General features: G+C 58.2%; 20 protein-coding genes. 16 read left to right on the forward strand and 4 right to left on the reverse strand.

Annotation, left to right across the window (positions count from 1 at the left end; genetic code table 11):
• Positions 1-3: 3 nt before the first annotated feature.
• Genes lfiH through lfiJ form a run of 3 tightly spaced genes read left to right on the forward strand, consistent with a single transcriptional unit; the run spans position 4 to position 2,449 of the window.
• Complete coding sequence (gene lfiH / locus I6L40_RS04295; protein ID WP_071913355.1) at positions 4-696, forward strand: lateral flagellar assembly protein FliH; 693 nt, start codon at positions 4-6, stop codon at positions 694-696.
• Positions 689-2,017, forward strand: coding sequence for a lateral flagellar FliI-like assembly ATPase LfiI (gene lfiI / locus I6L40_RS04300; protein WP_041210148.1), 1,329 nt, complete (start codon positions 689-691; stop codon positions 2,015-2,017). The genes lfiH and lfiI overlap by 8 nt, the downstream gene beginning before the upstream one ends.
• 12 nt (positions 2,018-2,029) lie before the next feature.
• Positions 2,030-2,449 carry a lateral flagellar protein LfiJ gene (gene lfiJ, locus I6L40_RS04305; RefSeq protein ID WP_041210149.1) on the forward strand — a complete coding sequence of 140 codons (420 nt, stop codon included), beginning with the start codon at positions 2,030-2,032 and terminating at the stop codon, positions 2,447-2,449.
• Here the strand turns inward: lfiJ and lfgN are convergent.
• The 3 genes from lfgN to lfgA form a co-directional block, all read right to left on the reverse strand.
• The gene (lfgN, locus tag I6L40_RS04310; protein ID WP_071913357.1) at positions 2,446-2,889 is read right to left on the reverse strand and encodes a lateral flagellar protein LfgN; all 444 of its coding nucleotides are present in this window, start codon (positions 2,887-2,889) and stop codon (positions 2,446-2,448) included. The genes lfiJ and lfgN overlap by 4 nt on opposite strands.
• On the reverse strand, positions 2,886-3,161 hold the full coding sequence (flgM, locus tag I6L40_RS04315) for a flagellar biosynthesis anti-sigma factor FlgM (protein WP_033115419.1): 276 nt from the start codon (positions 3,159-3,161) through the stop codon (positions 2,886-2,888). The genes lfgN and flgM overlap by 4 nt, the downstream gene beginning before the upstream one ends.
• Before the next feature lie 77 nt (positions 3,162-3,238).
• Complete coding sequence (lfgA, locus tag I6L40_RS04320) at positions 3,239-4,030, reverse strand: lateral flagellar basal body P-ring formation protein LfgA (RefSeq protein WP_071913359.1); 792 nt, start codon at positions 4,028-4,030, stop codon at positions 3,239-3,241.
• Positions 4,031-4,090: 60 nt separating this feature from the next.
• Here lfgA and lfgB point away from each other — a divergent pair, with 60 nt between their 5' ends.
• The 12 genes from lfgB to I6L40_RS04380 all read left to right on the forward strand — a co-directional run bounded on the left by lfgB (position 4,091) and on the right by I6L40_RS04380 (position 13,904).
• Positions 4,091-4,480 carry a lateral flagellar basal body rod protein LfgB gene (gene lfgB / locus I6L40_RS04325; RefSeq protein WP_041210152.1) on the forward strand — a complete coding sequence of 130 codons (390 nt, stop codon included), beginning with the start codon at positions 4,091-4,093 and terminating at the stop codon, positions 4,478-4,480.
• A gap of 2 nt (positions 4,481-4,482) precedes the next feature.
• Positions 4,483-4,908, forward strand: a complete 426-nt coding sequence (gene flgCL / locus I6L40_RS04330; protein WP_033115416.1) for a lateral flagellar basal body rod protein FlgCL — start codon at positions 4,483-4,485, stop codon at positions 4,906-4,908.
• Between the two features lie 3 nt (positions 4,909-4,911).
• Positions 4,912-5,619, forward strand: a complete 708-nt coding sequence (locus I6L40_RS04335; RefSeq protein ID WP_041210153.1) for a flagellar hook assembly protein FlgD — start codon at positions 4,912-4,914, stop codon at positions 5,617-5,619.
• A gap of 18 nt (positions 5,620-5,637) precedes the next feature.
• Entirely contained in the window at positions 5,638-6,846 is a 1,209-nt protein-coding gene (gene flgEL / locus I6L40_RS04340) for a lateral flagellar hook protein FlgEL (protein WP_041210154.1), read from the forward strand.
• A 10-nt stretch (positions 6,847-6,856) separates the two neighbouring features.
• The gene (gene lfgF / locus I6L40_RS04345; RefSeq protein WP_216995034.1) at positions 6,857-7,591 is read left to right on the forward strand and encodes a lateral flagellar basal-body rod protein LfgF; all 735 of its coding nucleotides are present in this window, start codon (positions 6,857-6,859) and stop codon (positions 7,589-7,591) included.
• 82 nt (positions 7,592-7,673) lie between these two features.
• Positions 7,674-8,459, forward strand: a complete 786-nt coding sequence (gene lfgG / locus I6L40_RS04350) for a lateral flagellar basal-body rod protein LfgG (protein WP_033115412.1) — start codon at positions 7,674-7,676, stop codon at positions 8,457-8,459.
• Positions 8,459-9,130: a flagellar basal body L-ring protein FlgH gene (gene flgH, locus I6L40_RS04355; protein WP_033115411.1), complete on the forward strand. Its 672-nt coding sequence runs from the start codon at positions 8,459-8,461 to the stop codon at positions 9,128-9,130. The genes lfgG and flgH overlap by 1 nt, the downstream gene beginning before the upstream one ends.
• Positions 9,131-9,138: 8 nt before the next feature.
• Entirely contained in the window at positions 9,139-10,245 is a 1,107-nt protein-coding gene (gene fgIL, locus I6L40_RS04360) for a lateral flagellar basal body P-ring FlgIL (RefSeq protein ID WP_071913361.1), read from the forward strand.
• 8 nt (positions 10,246-10,253) lie between these two features.
• Positions 10,254-10,652, forward strand: coding sequence for a rod-binding protein (locus I6L40_RS04365; RefSeq protein ID WP_042030092.1), 399 nt, complete (start codon positions 10,254-10,256; stop codon positions 10,650-10,652).
• Positions 10,652-11,971, forward strand: coding sequence for a lateral flagellar hook-associated protein LfgK (lfgK, locus tag I6L40_RS04370; protein ID WP_216995035.1), 1,320 nt, complete (start codon positions 10,652-10,654; stop codon positions 11,969-11,971). The genes I6L40_RS04365 and lfgK overlap by 1 nt, the downstream gene beginning before the upstream one ends.
• A 10-nt stretch (positions 11,972-11,981) precedes the next feature.
• Complete coding sequence (lfgL, locus tag I6L40_RS04375; protein WP_041210158.1) at positions 11,982-12,881, forward strand: lateral flagellar hook-associated protein LfgL; 900 nt, start codon at positions 11,982-11,984, stop codon at positions 12,879-12,881.
• 21 nt (positions 12,882-12,902) lie between these two features.
• A complete protein-coding gene (locus I6L40_RS04380; RefSeq protein WP_071913366.1) occupies positions 12,903-13,904 on the forward strand; it encodes a hypothetical protein in 1,002 nt (333 codons plus the stop codon).
• 70 nt (positions 13,905-13,974) lie between these two features.
• On the opposite strand, the gene fliB is transcribed toward I6L40_RS04380, so the two are convergent.
• Complete coding sequence (fliB, locus tag I6L40_RS04385; protein WP_338430059.1) at positions 13,975-15,183, reverse strand: flagellin lysine-N-methylase; 1,209 nt, start codon at positions 15,181-15,183, stop codon at positions 13,975-13,977.
• Between the two features lie 156 nt (positions 15,184-15,339).
• On the opposite strand from fliB, the gene lafA reads away from it, so the two are divergent.
• Positions 15,340-16,206 (forward strand): lateral flagellin LafA, encoded by an 867-nt coding sequence (gene lafA / locus I6L40_RS04390; RefSeq protein ID WP_071913369.1) that lies wholly within the window; start codon positions 15,340-15,342, stop codon positions 16,204-16,206.
• The last annotated feature ends 44 nt before the right edge of the window (positions 16,207-16,250 follow it).

The following is a 16,250-nucleotide window of genomic DNA, read 5'->3' on the forward strand; positions in this document are numbered from 1 at the left end:
TTGATGAGTCACTATGTGCGCAAGTTGATGCCCGGCCCGACCCGGCTCTACCGCTTTCCGGCCTTGGGGCAGAGCGGGGAAGAGGCCCAGAGTCAGCAGGAGCAGTTCGAGTTTGGTTATCAGCAGGGGCTGGAGCAAGGTCACGACGAAGGGTATCAATCCGGATATCAGCAGGGACTGACCAGCGGTCTGGTGGAAGGGGAGGCCAAGGGGCTGCAGCAGGGACAAACCCGCGGCTTCGCTCAGGGGTTGGCGGAGGGGCGCGCCTCTTTCGATCAGGCCATGGTGCCCTTTGCCAAGCTGCAGGAGCAGTGGGAATCCCTGACCCGGGTAAAGATGCAGGAGCAGAAAGCGCTGATTGCCCAGCTGGTGGCCCAGGTGGCCAAGCGGGTTATCCAGGCCGAATTTACTCTCAATCCCCAGCAGGTACTCAATCAGGTGGAACAGGCGCTGGCGACTCTGCCTACCGCTTCGGAAGAGCTGGTCATCTATCTCAATGAGGGGGATCGCCAGCGTCTGGCCGAACAGGGAGTCACCCGTTGCGAAGGGTGGCCGTTGCAGGTAGACCCCAATCTGGCCATTGGCGATGCCCGCATCGAGACTCGGGCTGCGGTGATCGAGGTCAATACCGGCGAGCGCCTTGCCTCCTGCATCGAGCAGCTGAACAGCACGCTGGAACTGCCGCAGCATGCATGAAGCTCTGCAACAGGCGCTCACCTCGGCGCTCGACTGCTTTGACGAGGTGCCCGGTTTTCGCCGCTATGGCCGACTGGTTCGCGTAACGGGGCTGACCCTTGAGGTAATCGGCTGCCAGCTGGTGATGGGGCAGCGCTGCCGGGTCGATACGGCATCCGGCGAGTCTCTGTTGGCAGAGGTGGTGGGTTTCAACCGGGAGATCTCCTATCTGATGCCACTGCAGCCCATGGGAGGGCTTTATGCCGGAGCCCGGGTGCTGCCAATCGATGGCGAAGAGACAATCAGGGTCGGCGAGCATCTGCTGGGGCGGGTTGTCGATGGTCTGTTGCAGCCGCTGGATGGCCGTCCTCTTCGTGACGAGGGGGAGCGCGTTGCGCTCTTCTCTTCTCCGCCCAATCCGCTATTGCGCACGCCGATCCGTGAACCTCTTGATGTGGGTATCCGTGCCATCAATGGCTTGCTGACGGTTGGCAAGGGGCAGCGACTGGGCCTGTTTGCCGGTTCCGGCGTGGGCAAGAGCATGTTGCTCGGCATGATGACCCGCAACACCACGGCACAGATCGTCATCGTGGGGCTGATTGGTGAACGGGGTCGTGAAGTCCGCGAGTTCATCGAACACAGTCTCGGTGCGGAAGGTCTGGCCCGCTCGGTGGTGGTGGCCGCTCCTGCGGATCAATCTCCTCTGATGCGGTTGCGTGCCGCCCAGCTCTGCCATCGTCTTGCCGAATATTTTCGTGAGCGGGGCCAGGATGTACTGCTATTGATGGACTCCCTCACCCGCTACGCCCAGGCCCAGCGCGAAATCGCACTGGCTATCGGTGAGCCGCCGGCGACGCGCGGCTACCCGCCATCGGTGTTCAGCATGCTGACCCAGCTGGTGGAACGGGCCGGCAACGGTACCCACCCTGATGGCAGCCTGAGTGCCTTTTACACCGTGTTGGCGGAAGGGGATGATCAGCAGGACCCGGTGGTCGACTCGGCCCGTGCCATTCTGGATGGTCACATAGTGCTGACCCGTCGTCTGGCGGAAGAGGGACACTACCCGGCCATCGACATCGGCGCTTCGGTGAGCCGGGTGATGCCGCAAGTGGTGCCGACTGACTGGCAGCAGCTGGCGGTCACCTTGCGTCAGTTGTGGGGGCGCTATCAGCAGGTGCGTGAATTGCTGCCGCTCGGTGGCTATCAACCGGGGGCAGATCCCCAGATGGACGAAGCGGTACAACGTTACCCGGCCATTGCCGCCTTCCTGCAGCAGGGGATCCATGAAGAGACCCCGCTGGCTCAGGTCGTGGCTGGGCTCAAGCAGGTTCTGGGCAGGTAATCAGAGGTCGCCATGTTGAAATCCTATCTCGGCTTGCAGCAGGAGGCGCTGGAGGCGCTCGGCAAGGAGCGTCAGCGTTTGCGGGAAGAGGCGATAAGGGAAGAGCAGAGAGCCTTGCGGTTGCAGGAGGTGATCGGCTCGTTGAGTCCCGGTTCGGCCACTTTCCATCCCTTGCTGTGGCAGAACAAGCAGCAGATGGATCGCCAGTTGCGTCATCTGCTGGCCCATCAGGTTCAGCAATCGGCACTTGCCAAGCTCGATCTGGAGCGCCATGAAGGGGAGGTGGTCAGGCAGTTTGGCCGGGTCAAGGGGCTGGAGCACCTGCTGGACAAGCGTGAGCGAGCCATCAGCCAGCAGCGGGAGCTGCGGGATCAGCGCCAGCTCGACGAGCTTTCCGGCTTGCGCCACCGTCAACTCAAAGAGGGGAACTAGTCGGGAAAACGCTCCAGCTGGCCGTAAGCATGATCCTGACCCAGCAGCGTGTTGATGGTCTCTATCTGCCCAGCCAGCAGACGACCGTTGAGATCGTTCTGGCGCAGACACTGCTGCAACAGCAGTTCGAGTTGTTGCCACTGGCTAGAGACTTTTGGCTGCATGGTGGCAGGCAGTTTGGCAATCAGGGTCGCCATCCCCTTTTCATCCGGTTTCAGTCCCAGAGCGAGCAGATGGTGGCAACGTTGCTGCGCCTGTTTTTGCACATCGGCCATCAGCCTTGTCTGCTGCTGGTTGTGGGTTGCCAGCCCATCGACATCGTGCGCTGCCAGCAAGCTGTGCTGGCGCAGCAACAGGCTCTGCAGCTCGGCGTAGCGGCTGCAATCTTGCTGGATGCCCAGGATCAGCTCCTTGATCCGCTGTTTCGGCTCCATGCTCATCGGCGATGCATGTCCAGAATGGCCTGACCCAGTGCATCCATATCGAGCTCCAGTTTTCCTTCGCTGATGGCCTGACGGATCCGGTTCACTTTTTCCATATCCACGTCGGATGTGGTAGCAAGCTGGGCTCTCGCCTGATTGACAACCTGTGCCGTGCTGCTGATCTGGGCGTCAGCCTTGGTAGCGCGCGCCTCGACTTGGGCTGGCGCGCCATCCTGCTTGCGTTGCAACTGGGTCTGAACGTAGAGCGGGTCGGTGCGTGTGATTTTCATAACGTCAATTCCTGGTGGTCTATCTCTGCAAAGCGACCCAAGGTCGGCCTAACTTGAATAAAAACCCTTATACGGGTTCAAAAACGGGTTTCGACTTCCCCTTTTGCGATGACCCAGGCCTGGATCTCTTTGCCTGAGCTGCTGTTGCGTACCTTGATGCCATCGCCGATGGCGCCGCTTGCCAATGCCGTGCCGCGGGTTGTGGCCGAGAATCCGCCCTGACCGGCCCGGATCAACACCCCTTCACCCTCCTTCACCGCCCAGGCCTTCTGCAGGTCCAGTTCGCCAATCAACTGCCCCATCCTGAGATTGCGATTGGCCTTGCTGCCTGTCAGCGACTCGGAGACGGGAATGAAGCCTCGCTGCAGTCTGCTGACATCCAGCGATTCCTCGACGAGGTCCGCTGCCTGAATGGTCTGGCCTTTCCGGATCTCCCGGGCCGTCATCCAGACTGGCAGCATGAGCGTGACCTCGACCCGGGCTCTCAGTTGCCAGGAGGGGTTGGCACACTCGACCAGGTAGGGGCGACGACCCCACGGCTGGCGATATTGGCCCCCCGCCTGCAAGCGGATCTCTTGCTGGCAGGGAGGAAGGTGTTCCACCGCCGGAGAGATCCACACCTGATAGTCCACCTCCGGGATTGCCCAGCCCTGTTGTTGCAGGTAGGCATGCAGGGTCTGACTTGCATCCTCCCTGAGGCGGGCACCGACCTGTTGCGACAGTTCGCCGGGTTCAGCGTGCAGCGGGCTTGCCAGCATCAGCAGCCAGAAGAGGCCTGATCGCTTCCATACGGGAAACGGTACTTCCCCTTTTATCAATGTGGTCAGCCAGGGGCAGCGCTGCATCCGGCGCAAATAAGGGATCTTCATGATTGGCATGAGTCTTGATAACGAGTGCACCGGTCTGACTGATTCATAAAAGGATGAAGCATGAGTATCTCATTTGACAGCGCTCTTGGCGTACACCCTTATGCCCTTGATATCCGGGCTGACCGGGCGCGTATTCTGGCCGGGAATCTGGCCAATGTGGATACCCCTGGCTATCTGGCCCGGGACGTCGATTATAAGACGATTCTTGGCCGTGTCGCACAGCAAGTTGCGGCAGGCGATGAGAGCGCTGCCATCAGTCAGGGCACCATGGCTGACGATATGCAGCATCCGCTCTATCGCATCCCCTATCAGGCATCCATGGATGGCAATACCGCTGAGCTCAGCGTCGAGCAGAGCAAGTTTGCCAACAATGCCACGGATTTCCAGACCAGCCTGACCTTCCTGAATATGAAAATCACCGGGATCGCCAAAGCGATCGAGGGGCGTTAATCATGTCGTTCAACCGAATCTATGACATCGCCGGCAGTGCCATGCGGGCGCAAACCGTGCGACTCGATACCGTCGCCTCCAACCTGGCGAACGTGGACAGTGCCGCCGGCAGTGAAGATGCCGCGTTTCGCGCCATCAAGCCGGTTTTCTCCACTCTCTACCAGCGCGTGCAGGATGCAGAGGCGCTTGGGTCTGCACAGGTTCAGATCGCCGGCATAGTGCAGTCCGATCGTCAGGTCGAGAAGCGTCTCGAACCGACCAACCCGATCGCCGATAAAGACGGTTTTGTTTACTACTCCAACGTCAATGCGGTGGAGGAGATGGCCGACATGATGAGTGCCTCCCGCGGCTTCGAAACCTCGGTCGAGGTGATCAATCGCATCAACAGCATGCAGCAAGGTCTGCTGCGTCTTGGTCAGGGGGTCTAAGCCGTGAGTCTGCCTCAGGTAAGCACCCTTGATACGGCCCGCGGTGCCAGCCAGCGCTCTGCCACTCCGGATATCGCCCCCAACAATGCGGCGGCGGGCTCTGCCACTGGCCAGAGTGCCCAGAGCGGCATGCAACTGCGCAACGAATTTCTGCAGATGATGGTGGCCCAGATCCAGAACCAGGATCCCACCAACCCGCTGGATGGCGCCCAATATGTCACCCAGCTGGCCCAGTTCAGCATGGTGGAAGGGGTCGAGAGCCTGAAACTGCTGCAGCAGAAGTCCATCAACATGATGGATACCCAGCAGGTCCTGCAGAGTACCGACCTTATCGATAAAGAGGTGATGGTACCGAGCAAGACCCTGACCAAGAGCGATGACAAAGCCATTCGCGGTCAGGTCGAGCTGGCGGGCGCAGCCGATCAGGTCGAGCTCAAGGTGTATGACGAGCATGGCACCCTGGTGGCGACCAAGAGCTGGGGGGAAAGCAAGGCTGGCGGGCTGGATTATGAGCTGCCGGAGCTGCCGGCCGGCGAGTACAGCTTCGAGGTCAAGGCATCCCTAAACGGAGTTGCCACCACGTCCAAAAACTATGTCGCCAGCAAGGTGGATCGCGTCACCCTGCCCGGCACCGGCGAGATCATGTTGCAGGTCGCTGGCGTGGGTGACGTCCCCCTCTTCAGTGCCATTCAGTTCGGCAAATCGGCGTAATCAAACAGGAGCGAAATTGTGTCTTTCAGTATCGGATTGAGCGGCCTGCGCGCCGTAAACCAGGAATTGAGCGTTATCAGCAACAACGTGGCCAACGCCAGTACCGCAGGCTTCAAGTCCAGCCGTGCCGAGTTTGCTGCCATTTATGGTGGCGGTCAGGCGGGCGGGGTGGAGATGAACAACGTATCCCAGAACTTTGACCGCAATGGCGACGTGATGCGTACCGGCCGTGGTCTGGATCTGGCCATCTCCGGCAGCGGTTTCTTCGTGCTCAAGGACAGCAACGGCCAGACCTCCTACACCAGAGCCGGCATGTTCCAGCGTGACCCGAACAACTACCTTACGACCGCCAACGGTACCCGTTTGCAGGGCTATACCACCAATGATGCCGGTGAGCTGCAATCCGGCGTGATCGGTGACATTCAGGTCAAAGCCGGCAGCCTGCCTGCCAAGGCATCCGACAAGCTGGAGTTCGTCGCCAATCTGAAGGCTGATGCCAGTGTGATTGATACCAAACCTCCTTACAATTTTGATCCTAAGAAATCGGAAACTTTTAGTTATTCACAGTCCAGCAAGGTCTATGACTCGCTCGGGGTTGAGCACACCGTCACCCAGTATTTTGTCAAAACGGCACCCAATGAGTGGGCCGTGCATTACACATTCAATGGCACTGATATCACCCCTGCTGGCGGGGCCACGATGAAATTCACCGCTGATGGCAAGCTGGATACGGGGGCTTCGACCATTCCAGCCAATTTGGCGCTGGCACCCGCGGGCGCCTCTCCAATTGCTCTGCAACTGGATATGAGCCGAGTCAGTCAGTACGCCTCCGATTTCAATGCCACTCGCAACCAGTCCAACGGCTATACCGCGGGCGATTTGACCGGTGTACGGGTTGATGCCGATGGCGGCGTCTTCGCCACCTTTACCAACGGCCAGAGCCTGAAGCAGGGTCAGGTGGTGATGGCGAACTTCGCCAATCCCAACGGTCTGCTGCAGACCAACAACACCACCTGGCAGCAGTCCTTCAGCTCGGGTCAACCGGTGCTGGGGGCGCCGGGAACCGGCACCATGGGTCAGCTGACTGCTGGGGCCTACGAGAGCTCCAACGTCGACCTGACCGGTGAGCTGGTCAGCCTGATGACCTCCCAGCGCAACTATCAGGCCAACGCCAAGACCATCAGCTCAGCTGACAAGATGACCCAGGTTCTCTTCAACTCCTTCTAAGGGCTGACCCGTGGAAAAGCTTATCTATACCGCCATGTCAGGGGCGCAACATACCCTGATGGCCCAGCAAATCCGGGCCAATAACCTGGCCAACGTCAACACCGCCGGCTTTCGTGCTGACTTCGAGCGGGTGTCGGCCTATGCCCTGAGCGGTGATGGTTACCCCAGCCGGGTCATGGCTCGCGAAGAGATGGCCGGCACCGACTTCAAGCCGGGCGCGCTGATGCAGACCGGGCGCAGGCTGGACGTGGCCATTCGCGGTGAAGGCTTTATCACGGTGCAGACCGCAGATGGCAAAGAGGCCTACACCCGGGCCGGCAATCTGGAGAGCGATGCAGACGGGCTGTTGACCCTCAACGGTCGCCCCGTGCTGGGCGATGGTGGGGAAATGGTACTTCCTGCCTATCGGGATCTCAGTTTTGGCAAGGATGGTTCGCTCAGCATCACGCCGCCCGGCGGCGGTGCCCGTCTCGACGTGGGACGCCTCAAGCTGGTCAACCCGGATCCCGCCGAGCTGGTCAAGGGGCAGGATGGCCTCTTCCGCCTGCGACAGGGGGGGGATGCCGAGACCAGCGAGCAGGTCGTACTGGCTTCCGGTTTTCTGGAGGGGGCGAACGTGAATGCGGTTGACGAGCTGATCAGCAGCATGTCGCTGACCCGCAACTTCGAGCTGCAGGTCAAGCTGATGAAGACAGCGGACGAGCAGGCCAGACAAGGAGCCCGGCTGATTTCCGGTCAGGGTTAATCATGAACGGGACGAGCAGTTTGGTGCATCGTCCCGCTGAGAGGTGCTTCGGCATCCGAATGAATCAGGTGGAGAGACAAAGATGCATGCAGCACTTTGGGTAAGCAAAACGGGTCTGTCGGCCCAAGATGCCAAGATGGCCAGCATTTCCAACAACCTGGCCAACGTCAACACGGTTGGTTTCAAGCGTGATCGGGTTGCCTTTGAAGATCTGTTCTATCAGGTGCAGCGTCAGCCGGGGGCACAACAGGATCAGCAGAACCTCTCGCCCATCGGCATCCAGATGGGTAACGGTGTGCGTGTGGTCGGTACCCAGAAGGTCTTTACCCCGGGTCAGTTCCAGAACACCAACCAGGAGCTGGATATGGCCGTGGTCGGCGCCGGCTTCTTCAGTGTCGAGCGCCCCGATGGCGAGACCGCCTACACCCGCAATGGTCAGTGGCATCGCAATGCGGAAGGGATGCTGGTCAATGCCGATGGTCTGCCGATGCAGCCGCAGATCCAGATCCCGGACAACGCTACCAAGATCTCTATCGGTACCGATGGTACCGTGAGTGCCACCTTGCCGGGTCAGCAGGAAAATGTGGAGCTGGGACGCATCACCCTGACCAACTTCTCCAACCCGGCCGGTCTCGAGGCGCTCGGTGGCAACCTCTATCGCGCGACCGGTGCATCCGGTGAAGCCATCGAAGGGGTGCCCGGCGAAGAGGCGATGGGGGCCATCAAGCAGTTCACGCTGGAGAGCTCCAACGTCAACGTGGTGGAGGAGATGGTGGACATGATCACCACCCAGCGAGCCTACGAGATGAATGCCAAGGTGGTCTCTTCCGCCGACCAGATGCTCAAGTTTGTCACTCAAGCGCTGTGATGATGAAGATGATGTGGCGTTACCTGTGGGTCGTGCTGTTGCTGGGTGGATGCGCGACCTATGAGCTCAAGGCTCCGGAGCCGGGCGAGGAGAAGTGGGCGCCTTCACGGCCCATGCAGTCTGCCTCGGCCCGGGGGGAAGATGGCAGTCTCTATCGTGGCGACTACATGATGACCCTGTTTCAGGATCGTCGCGCCTATCGTATCGGTGACATTCTGACCGTGGTGCTGGAAGAGCGTACCCAGTCGAGCAAGAAAGCCAACACCAGCATGAGCAAGAACAGCAGCATGAATGTGCCAGCCCCTTCCATCGGTGGCAAACTGCGTCCTGACTGGGGGGCAACCCTCAGTGCCGACCGGGATTTTGATGGTGGAGCGACATCCAGCCAGCAGAATACCCTGGCCGGTTCCATCACGGTGACGGTGGCCGAAGTGATGCCCAACGGCGTGCTCGGTATCCGTGGCGAGAAGTGGATCCGTCTCAATCAGGGTGATGAGTATATCCGTCTGGGCGGCATGGTGCGGGTTGAGGATATCGACCAGAGCAACCGCATCTCGTCCCAGCGCATCGCCGATGCCCGCATCACTTATGCCGGCCGTGGTGCGCTTGCCGACAGCAACCAGATGGGTTGGCTGGGGCGCTTCTTCAGCTCCGCATTTGCACCGTTTTGAGGTCTTACATGAACAGATGGGTTATCGCCCTGCTTTGCCTCTGCCTGCCATGGTGGGCGAATGCCGCTCCTGCCGCCAAGCGGTCACTGCTTGATATTGCCGACGTGCAGGGGATGCGAACCAACCAGCTGGTTGGTTACGGTCTGGTGGTGGGTTTGTCCGGCACCGGCGACAAGAGCCAGGTGAAGTTTACCGGTCAGTCGATGGCCAACATGCTCAAGCAGTTTGGCGTGCAACTGCCGGATGATATCGATCCCAAGCTCAAGAACGTCGCTGCGGTATCTGTGCAGGCAACCCTGCCGGCACTGGCTGGCAAGGGGCAGCTGGTGGATGTAACCGTCACCTCGATTGGCGATGCCAAGAGTCTGCGTGGCGGCTCGCTGTTGTTGACTCCCTTGCGTGGTATCGATGGTGAAGTGTATGCGGTGGCCCAGGGCAATCTGGTGGTGGCCGGGATCAAGGCCGAGGGGCAGTCCGGCTCTTCGGTGACCATCAACGTACCGACGGCGGGGATCATTCCCAATGGCGCCATCATTGAGCGGGAAGTGGCCAGCAATTTTGCCGACAAACCTGAAGTGACGCTCAATCTGCATCAGCCCAACTTCAAGACGGCCCGCAATGTGGAGCGGGCCATCAATCACCAGCTGGGGCCGGTTGCCAAAGCGGTCAGTGCCGGACGCATTCAGATTGCAGCCCCCCGTGACGAAAGCCAGCGCATCTCGTTCATGGCATTGCTGCAGGACGTGCAGGTCGACATGGGGCAGGAGCGACCCAAGGTTGTGTTCAACAGCCGTACTGGTACCGTGGTAATGGGGCAGGGGGTCAAGGTGCACAAGGCGGCGGTCAGCCACGGCAGCCTGACGGTGACCATTGGCGAGAGCCAGACCGTCAGCCAGCCCAATGCCTTCTCCAACGGACAGACCACCACGACCCCCAACTCGAAGATCCAGGTGGATCGCGAACGAAACAACATGTTTGTCTGGCCTGATGGCACTTCTCTTGAGGTGATCGTCAAGGCCGTCAACTCGCTTGGGGCTACGCCCGATGATGTTATGGCCATTTTGCAGGCGCTCGATGAGGCTGGTGCCCTCGAGGGAGAGCTGGTGGTCATCTAAGGATCTCTATGACCCGAATAACTTCGGAACCTGGTTTCTATCAGGATCTCAATGAACTTCAGCAGATCAAGAGCAACCCGGATCAGCGTGCCGCGCTCGATGCCGTAGCCGGTCAGTTCGAAGTGAGCTTTCTGCAGACCGTGCTCAAGCATATGCGCTCGGCCAGTGATGCCCTGCAGGATGAGGATGACAAGCTCATCAAGGGGCAGGATCTCTATCGCGATATGTATGACAGCCAGCTGGCGATGAGCCTGGTCAAGCGCGGCGGGATCGGCCTTAAAGAGCAGATGGTCAGTCAGTTGGCACCGACATTAAAGAATGCCGACCAGGCGGTCGCTTCAGAATCACAGACCCTGGCTGCCTTCAGTCAGCCTCTGAACACGGCAAAAATGAGGAAAGGTGACTGATGTCTCTGCTCAATATCGGTTTTAGCGGACTCAACGCGGCACAGATCGCGTTGAATGTGACCGCCCAGAATATCGCCAACGTCAATACCATCGGCTATAGCCGTCAGGAGGCCATGATGGGCAGCCTGTCGGGTTTTGGCCGGCTGGATAATGGCCAGGGGGTAGAGGTAACCGGTGTTCGCAGGATCACGGATGAGTATCTGGTTTCCCAGCATTGGCGCAGCCGCTCTGCGACCGGGGCCTCCTACTCGTTCCATCAGTACATCAATACCACCGAGCAGCTTCTGGGCAGCGAGTCGATGAACATCGCCAAGGGGCTGGACAGCTTCTTCGCCTCACTGAGCGCAGCCCTCGACAGCCCGGAAACACCGGCCCAGCGTAGCCAGATAGTGAGCTCTGCCGGCGCGTTGGCGAACCGCTATGGTCAGTTGAACGAGAGCATGATGACCCAGGAGAAGCAGATCGACGATCAGCTGAACAGCACGGTTTCTCAGGTCAACAGCTATCTCAAGCAGGTTGCCGAACTCAATACGCAGATCAGCGAGCAGGCCTCCAAGGGGGTCAATACATCGGCTCTGGAAGACAGTCGTGAGCAGATCGTGCGCGAGCTTTCCGCTTATATGGAAGTGAGGGTCAACCGGCAGAGCGATGGTTCTTTCTCGCTAAGTCTGCCTCAGGGGCAGCCGCTGGTACTGGCTGGCAGCAGCAGTACGCTCTCGCTGGCCGGTGACAAGCTCAGCCTCAGTTTTGGCCCGCAGACCTTCGAAGTACCCGCTCTGCATGGCGGTACTCTGGCCGGGGTGATGGATTACCGTGCCAATGTGCTGCGCCCGCTGCGCGACGAACTCAACCAGATGGCAAAGAAACTGGCCGACGACTTCAATGCCAAGCAGGCCGGTGGTGTTGACCTTAATGGTGACCCGGGCAAACCCCTGTTCAGTTACGACCCGCTCAACCCTTCCGGGACCCTGAAGATTGCCGATGGCTTTACCGGCGATCATCTCGCTTTTGCCAAGGCCGGGGGCGGGCAGGGCGACAACCGCAATCTGCAGGAGATCATCACCATCAAAGATGGCCAGTATGACGCCTACAGCGCCCTGCTTGGCCGGATAGCGGTGCAGAGCGGACAGGCCAAGGCGACCATGCAGGCTGATGCCAATATGGAGAAGCAGCTGGCTACCAAGCTGAGCAGTGTCAGCGGGGTCAACACCGATGAAGAGGGGATCAAAATCATGGCATACACCAAGGTCTATCAGGCCAATGCCAAGGTGATTAGTACCTCGGATCAGCTCTTCAATTCCATCCTGAACATGTTCTGACGGAGTGACCATGCGCATCAGTACCAACCAGATCCAGCTCAGCATGCTCGATAACCTGCAATACGGTTTCGGCGAGTATGCTCGCCTCGATCGCCAGATCTCCTCAAACAAGCGCATTCTGCAGCCTTCGGATGATCCGGTGGGCAGCGTGCAACTGCTTGGACTCAAGAAAGAGCAGGTGGCGATGGAGCAGTATCAGAAGAACATCGCCAACGCTAAAAGCCAGCTCTCTCAGGGTGAAATCCAGCTGGAGTCCATGACCAATATGTTGATGCGGCTGCGCGAACTGACCCAGACTGCGGCAACCGGCTCCTTGTCAGAAGATGATCGCCGCGCCATCGCGACTGAAGTCGGAGTCATCAAGGAGGGGCTGTTCGATCTGGCCAATGCACGCAACGAGAGTGGCTCCAGCCTGTTTGCGGGTAGCCAGGTCAATCAGACCACACTCGTGAAAAATGCCAGCGGTGATTACGTCTATCAGGGTGATGCTCTGGTGCGTGAGGTCAGCATCGCCAAGGGGGTCACGGTCGGTCTTAACCAGACGGCAGACAAGCTGTTCATCGATAACGGTGATTTCTTCAAGCAGCTCGATACCATGGTTGCCGCGATTGAGAGCGGAGCACCCGATGCGGCCGATCAGGCGCGCAGCATGCTGGATCGCAGCAAGGTGCTGCAGGACGATATCAGCCAGATGGTGAGTACCATCGGCGCTCGCATGAACCTGCTTGATCAGGTCGATGAGGGGCATACCGAGAAGGGGACCTATAGCAAGGAAGTGAGCAATCAGATAGAGTCCCTCGACTATGCCAGTGCTGTTACCCAGCAGGCCCATGTGCTGATGGCCTTGCAAGTGCAGCAACAGGCATTTGCCAAGGTCAACGGATTGAGCCTCTTCAACTACATGCCATAACGTCAGGCGCAAGGAGTCATGATGCAGATTCAGCAAACCCGTCCGGGCGGTGTGGCCGAGACGCCCGCTCAGCCCCGGCTGCACGGACGCTTGACTGCTCAGGACACATCCAGACCGGCAAAAAAAGTTGAGCGCCAGCCCAATATTGTCCGGCTCGACCGCTGGGCACTGATCGGGACAGCCCAGCAGCGGATTGCCCACGCTCAAGGTGGTGAGCTGGCATTGAGCCAGGTCTGGGGCGAGTTGAAACGGCTGGAACAACAGCTGGGTCAGCATCGTGAGGCCGGCGGTGATCTGGTGACCCGTCTCAAGCAGCTGGAAGACAAGCTCACCCGACCACAGGCCCCCCTGACCTCGGAGTTGAAGCCGCGCCTGTTGACCTCGGCCGCCGAGAGCCGGGTTCATTACAGTGCCGATCGGCTCGATCTGCTAAGTCCCAAGGCAAGTGCCGAGCGTCTGGTGTTCTCTTTCCCGCAAACCGCCAGTGCCGTCGAGGTGACCCTGCCCGCAGGAGCCAATGAGGCAGATGTCGCATCCAGGCTCGATCGGGCGCTGCGCAAAGAGCACATTCAGGCGCGTCTCAACGAGTTGGGCAAGCTGGAACTGAGCGTTCCGGAGTTGCATCGGCGCAAACTGGACGAGCCTGTTCTGCTTAGTGGGGAAGGCATTCGCATTCCGGCCGGAAACCCTGTTCCGGTACAATTCAAGGCAAAACCAGGGCAGTTGACCCAGCTGGGCGAAGGTATCGACAAGGGGGAGTTGCGACAGGAGCAACAGCGCCTGAGAAGATTGCTTGGGGAAATCGAACAATCCGTACGGGAGCTGAAGCAGTTCCGCCAGCGGATGGTCAAGCAGCTCGATCGGGTCAAGGCGCGTAGCCAGAACATGAAGCAGCAGGAGCTTGAGCAGCTTCAGGGCAAGCTCAGTGAACAGCTAAAGGATGGCGGTTTCATGGGAACCATGTCTGGTCTGCTGGCTCAGGCCAATGTATCGCGCCAGAATGTGGTAGCACTTCTGACGTAAAGGGCGACGCGCTACATCAACGCCAAGATGAAAAAAGAGACCGCCAGCAACATGCTGGCGGTCTCTTTTTTCAGGGTTTCAGCAAGGCGTACAGAGTGAGATCGGAGGAAAAACCGGAGGCACTGAGTCCCTCTTCTATAGTCTTGAGAAAGTTCCGGTTGTGCTGGCGTATGGTGTGATAGCTGTAGAAAAGATCGATGACATCCTGTTCTTCCAACTCCTTGTCCATGGCCAGCAGACAGAGGTAGTTGCGCAGCAGGAAGTAATCGATCACCAGGAGCTGATAGGCCTGGAACGGGGTGGTCTGCTGCAGTGGGAAGTTGTTGTTGTAGACGTAATAGAGCAGGTAGTTGTTGAGAATGTGAGGCCTGGTTGCCAGAAAGGGAGCTACCTTGTTGTTCCAGGTTTGTTGCAACAATGCCAGCTTGCCTTCGTCATAAACGCCCTCTAGTACCAGATTTATTTTGTCGAGGCAGCATTGCATGGTCTGGCGGCCACGTCTTCCCTGTGAATATGCAACCAGCTGATGGGTAATTGTTCTCAGCCCCCACCACTGCAATGTGGGTATGGAGGGCAGTTGTTCGAACATGGCGTAGAGCTCACCCTGCTTGGCCATTACCGCAACCTGTTCGAGAAATGCTTCGTGCGACAAGGAGGTTGCATCCCGATGAAGCAGTAATCCGATGAGCCATAGGCGCAGTTCGACCGGGAGATCGGTGGCTGTCAGGACGTGGAGGCTAAGACTATGCAAGGTTGCCATGGCAGTGGATGGCGGGGTGGTAAAGGGGAGAGGCTGCCTGAGCTGGGTCTCCTCAGTCTGCATTGCCATTGGGTCTAGCAACAGGTGCCGACAAACCTCGGGGCAGGAGAGAACCAGCGATTTCTTGAGCTGGTTGGCGAGCCGGGTTTGGGTTCTGGGGTAGGTCTTGCAAGTCTGGCTCAGTGCATCAGGCCCTGCCTTGCCGTGGATCTGACACAATCGCTTTTCGTCAAGAAAAGGGCAGGCATCCTGCTCGTCAAGCTTTATGACCCCCCATTGTTCACTGCTGTTCTTAACTTTGCGGATGTGTTGTTTGCTCAACGACCGTATTACGGGATCCGGGTGTTTTTCGTAACTGCGGAACGTCGCTTTATCAATACTGATGGTCCAGCTATGACAGCAGTTGTCTTTGCAGCCATCTCCAATGCATTGAAATTGCGTGACAAACCGAGGGGTATATAGAAATGCAGTCATGTCGCTTTCCGATAGTGAAGGGTGACGACTTGAAGCAATTCGCATGCCGTATGAATGGATGTGGCGAGGATATTCAGTAATGAGAGCGGCCAAAAGATAGAAATATGCTCAATAGAATTTAATTTTAGCGGCAAAGAGGTCGTCTATATCTGATGTCAACCTAACAAGCTGCTGTGCAGCATTTAACTCGAGGAATAGATCATGGGCTTGTCCATTCATACCAATTTTGCTTCTCTGACCACTCAAAACCAACTGAACTCCACCAACAAGATGCTGGGCACTGCCATGCAGCGTCTGGGCACCGGTTTGCGCATTAACTCTGCAGCCGATGACGCAGCTGGTCTGCAGATGGCTACCCGTCTTCAGGCACAGTCAAATGGCCAGAAGGTTGGCATGCGCAATGCTCAGGATGCTGTTTCCATGATGCAGACTGCTGAAGGTGCGATGGACGAGATGACCAACATTGTTCAGCGTATGAAGGATTTGGCGACTCAGGGGGCTAACGGTACAACTAACGATAAAGACCGTCTTGCGATTGGTGCCGAGATGAAAGAGCTGTCAGCCGAGCTGAAAAACATTCGGGACAATACTACTTTTGCTGGCGAAGCAATTATCGCCGATGCAGGGAAGTTTGGTGCTGGCAAGGTTACATTCCAGATTGGCGGCACTGCAGCAGAGAAGCTGGATGTAGACGTGTCCAAGATCGTGAAAGACGGTGTTAATAAAAAGATCACCGATGCTGCAGATACAGATTTGAAAGATGCAGAAAAGACTGATTTGGGCCAAGCGGGTATGCAGGGTCAGATCAAGAAGATGGACGATTTGTTGGCAGATATTGGACAAGCTCGTTCTTCTTTCGGTGCCAACATCAACCGTCTGGAGCACACCGTCAACAACCTCTCCAATATGAAAGAGAACACTGACATGGCGAACGGCCGAATCATGGATGCCGACTTCGCTCAGGAGAGCACCAACATGACCAAAAACCAGATGTTGATGCAGGCTGGCATGTCTGTGCTGTCCAACTCCAACCAGATGACCGGCATGGTCACTTCCCTGCTGCGTTAACAGGTTGTTTGGCCGCCCTTGTCGGGCGGCCTTTTGTTTAGTCG

The sequence above is a fragment of the Aeromonas sp. FDAARGOS 1410 genome (genome assembly GCF_019048745.1).
Classification (GTDB): domain Bacteria; phylum Pseudomonadota; class Gammaproteobacteria; order Enterobacterales; family Aeromonadaceae; genus Aeromonas; species Aeromonas jandaei.

What these genes read in the sequence shown, in the direction of transcription:
- lfgG (WP_033115412.1), top strand. Translation starts at nt 7,674, where the DNA reads ATGCATGCAGCACTTTGGGTAAGCAAAACGGGTCTGTCGGCCCAAGAT.
- fgIL (WP_071913361.1), top strand. Translation starts at nt 9,139, where the DNA reads ATGAACAGATGGGTTATCGCCCTGCTTTGCCTCTGCCTGCCATGGTGG.
- flgH (WP_033115411.1), top strand. Translation starts at nt 8,459, where the DNA reads ATGATGAAGATGATGTGGCGTTACCTGTGGGTCGTGCTGTTGCTGGGT.
- lafA (WP_071913369.1), top strand. Translation starts at nt 15,340, where the DNA reads ATGGGCTTGTCCATTCATACCAATTTTGCTTCTCTGACCACTCAAAAC.
- lfgK (WP_216995035.1), top strand. Translation starts at nt 10,652, where the DNA reads ATGTCTCTGCTCAATATCGGTTTTAGCGGACTCAACGCGGCACAGATC.
- lfgA (WP_071913359.1), bottom strand. Translation starts at nt 4,030, where the DNA reads ATGAAGATCCCTTATTTGCGCCGGATGCAGCGCTGCCCCTGGCTGACC.
- lfgN (WP_071913357.1), bottom strand. Translation starts at nt 2,889, where the DNA reads ATGAGCATGGAGCCGAAACAGCGGATCAAGGAGCTGATCCTGGGCATC.
- fliB (WP_338430059.1), bottom strand. Translation starts at nt 15,183, where the DNA reads ATGCGAATTGCTTCAAGTCGTCACCCTTCACTATCGGAAAGCGACATG.
- lfiH (WP_071913355.1), top strand. Translation starts at nt 4, where the DNA reads ATGAGTCACTATGTGCGCAAGTTGATGCCCGGCCCGACCCGGCTCTAC.
- lfiJ (WP_041210149.1), top strand. Translation starts at nt 2,030, where the DNA reads ATGTTGAAATCCTATCTCGGCTTGCAGCAGGAGGCGCTGGAGGCGCTC.
- flgM (WP_033115419.1), bottom strand. Translation starts at nt 3,161, where the DNA reads ATGAAAATCACACGCACCGACCCGCTCTACGTTCAGACCCAGTTGCAA.
- lfiI (WP_041210148.1), top strand. Translation starts at nt 689, where the DNA reads ATGCATGAAGCTCTGCAACAGGCGCTCACCTCGGCGCTCGACTGCTTT.
- lfgB (WP_041210152.1), top strand. Translation starts at nt 4,091, where the DNA reads ATGAGTATCTCATTTGACAGCGCTCTTGGCGTACACCCTTATGCCCTT.
- I6L40_RS04365 (WP_042030092.1), top strand. Translation starts at nt 10,254, where the DNA reads ATGACCCGAATAACTTCGGAACCTGGTTTCTATCAGGATCTCAATGAA.
- flgCL (WP_033115416.1), top strand. Translation starts at nt 4,483, where the DNA reads ATGTCGTTCAACCGAATCTATGACATCGCCGGCAGTGCCATGCGGGCG.
- lfgL (WP_041210158.1), top strand. Translation starts at nt 11,982, where the DNA reads ATGCGCATCAGTACCAACCAGATCCAGCTCAGCATGCTCGATAACCTG.
- I6L40_RS04380 (WP_071913366.1), top strand. Translation starts at nt 12,903, where the DNA reads ATGCAGATTCAGCAAACCCGTCCGGGCGGTGTGGCCGAGACGCCCGCT.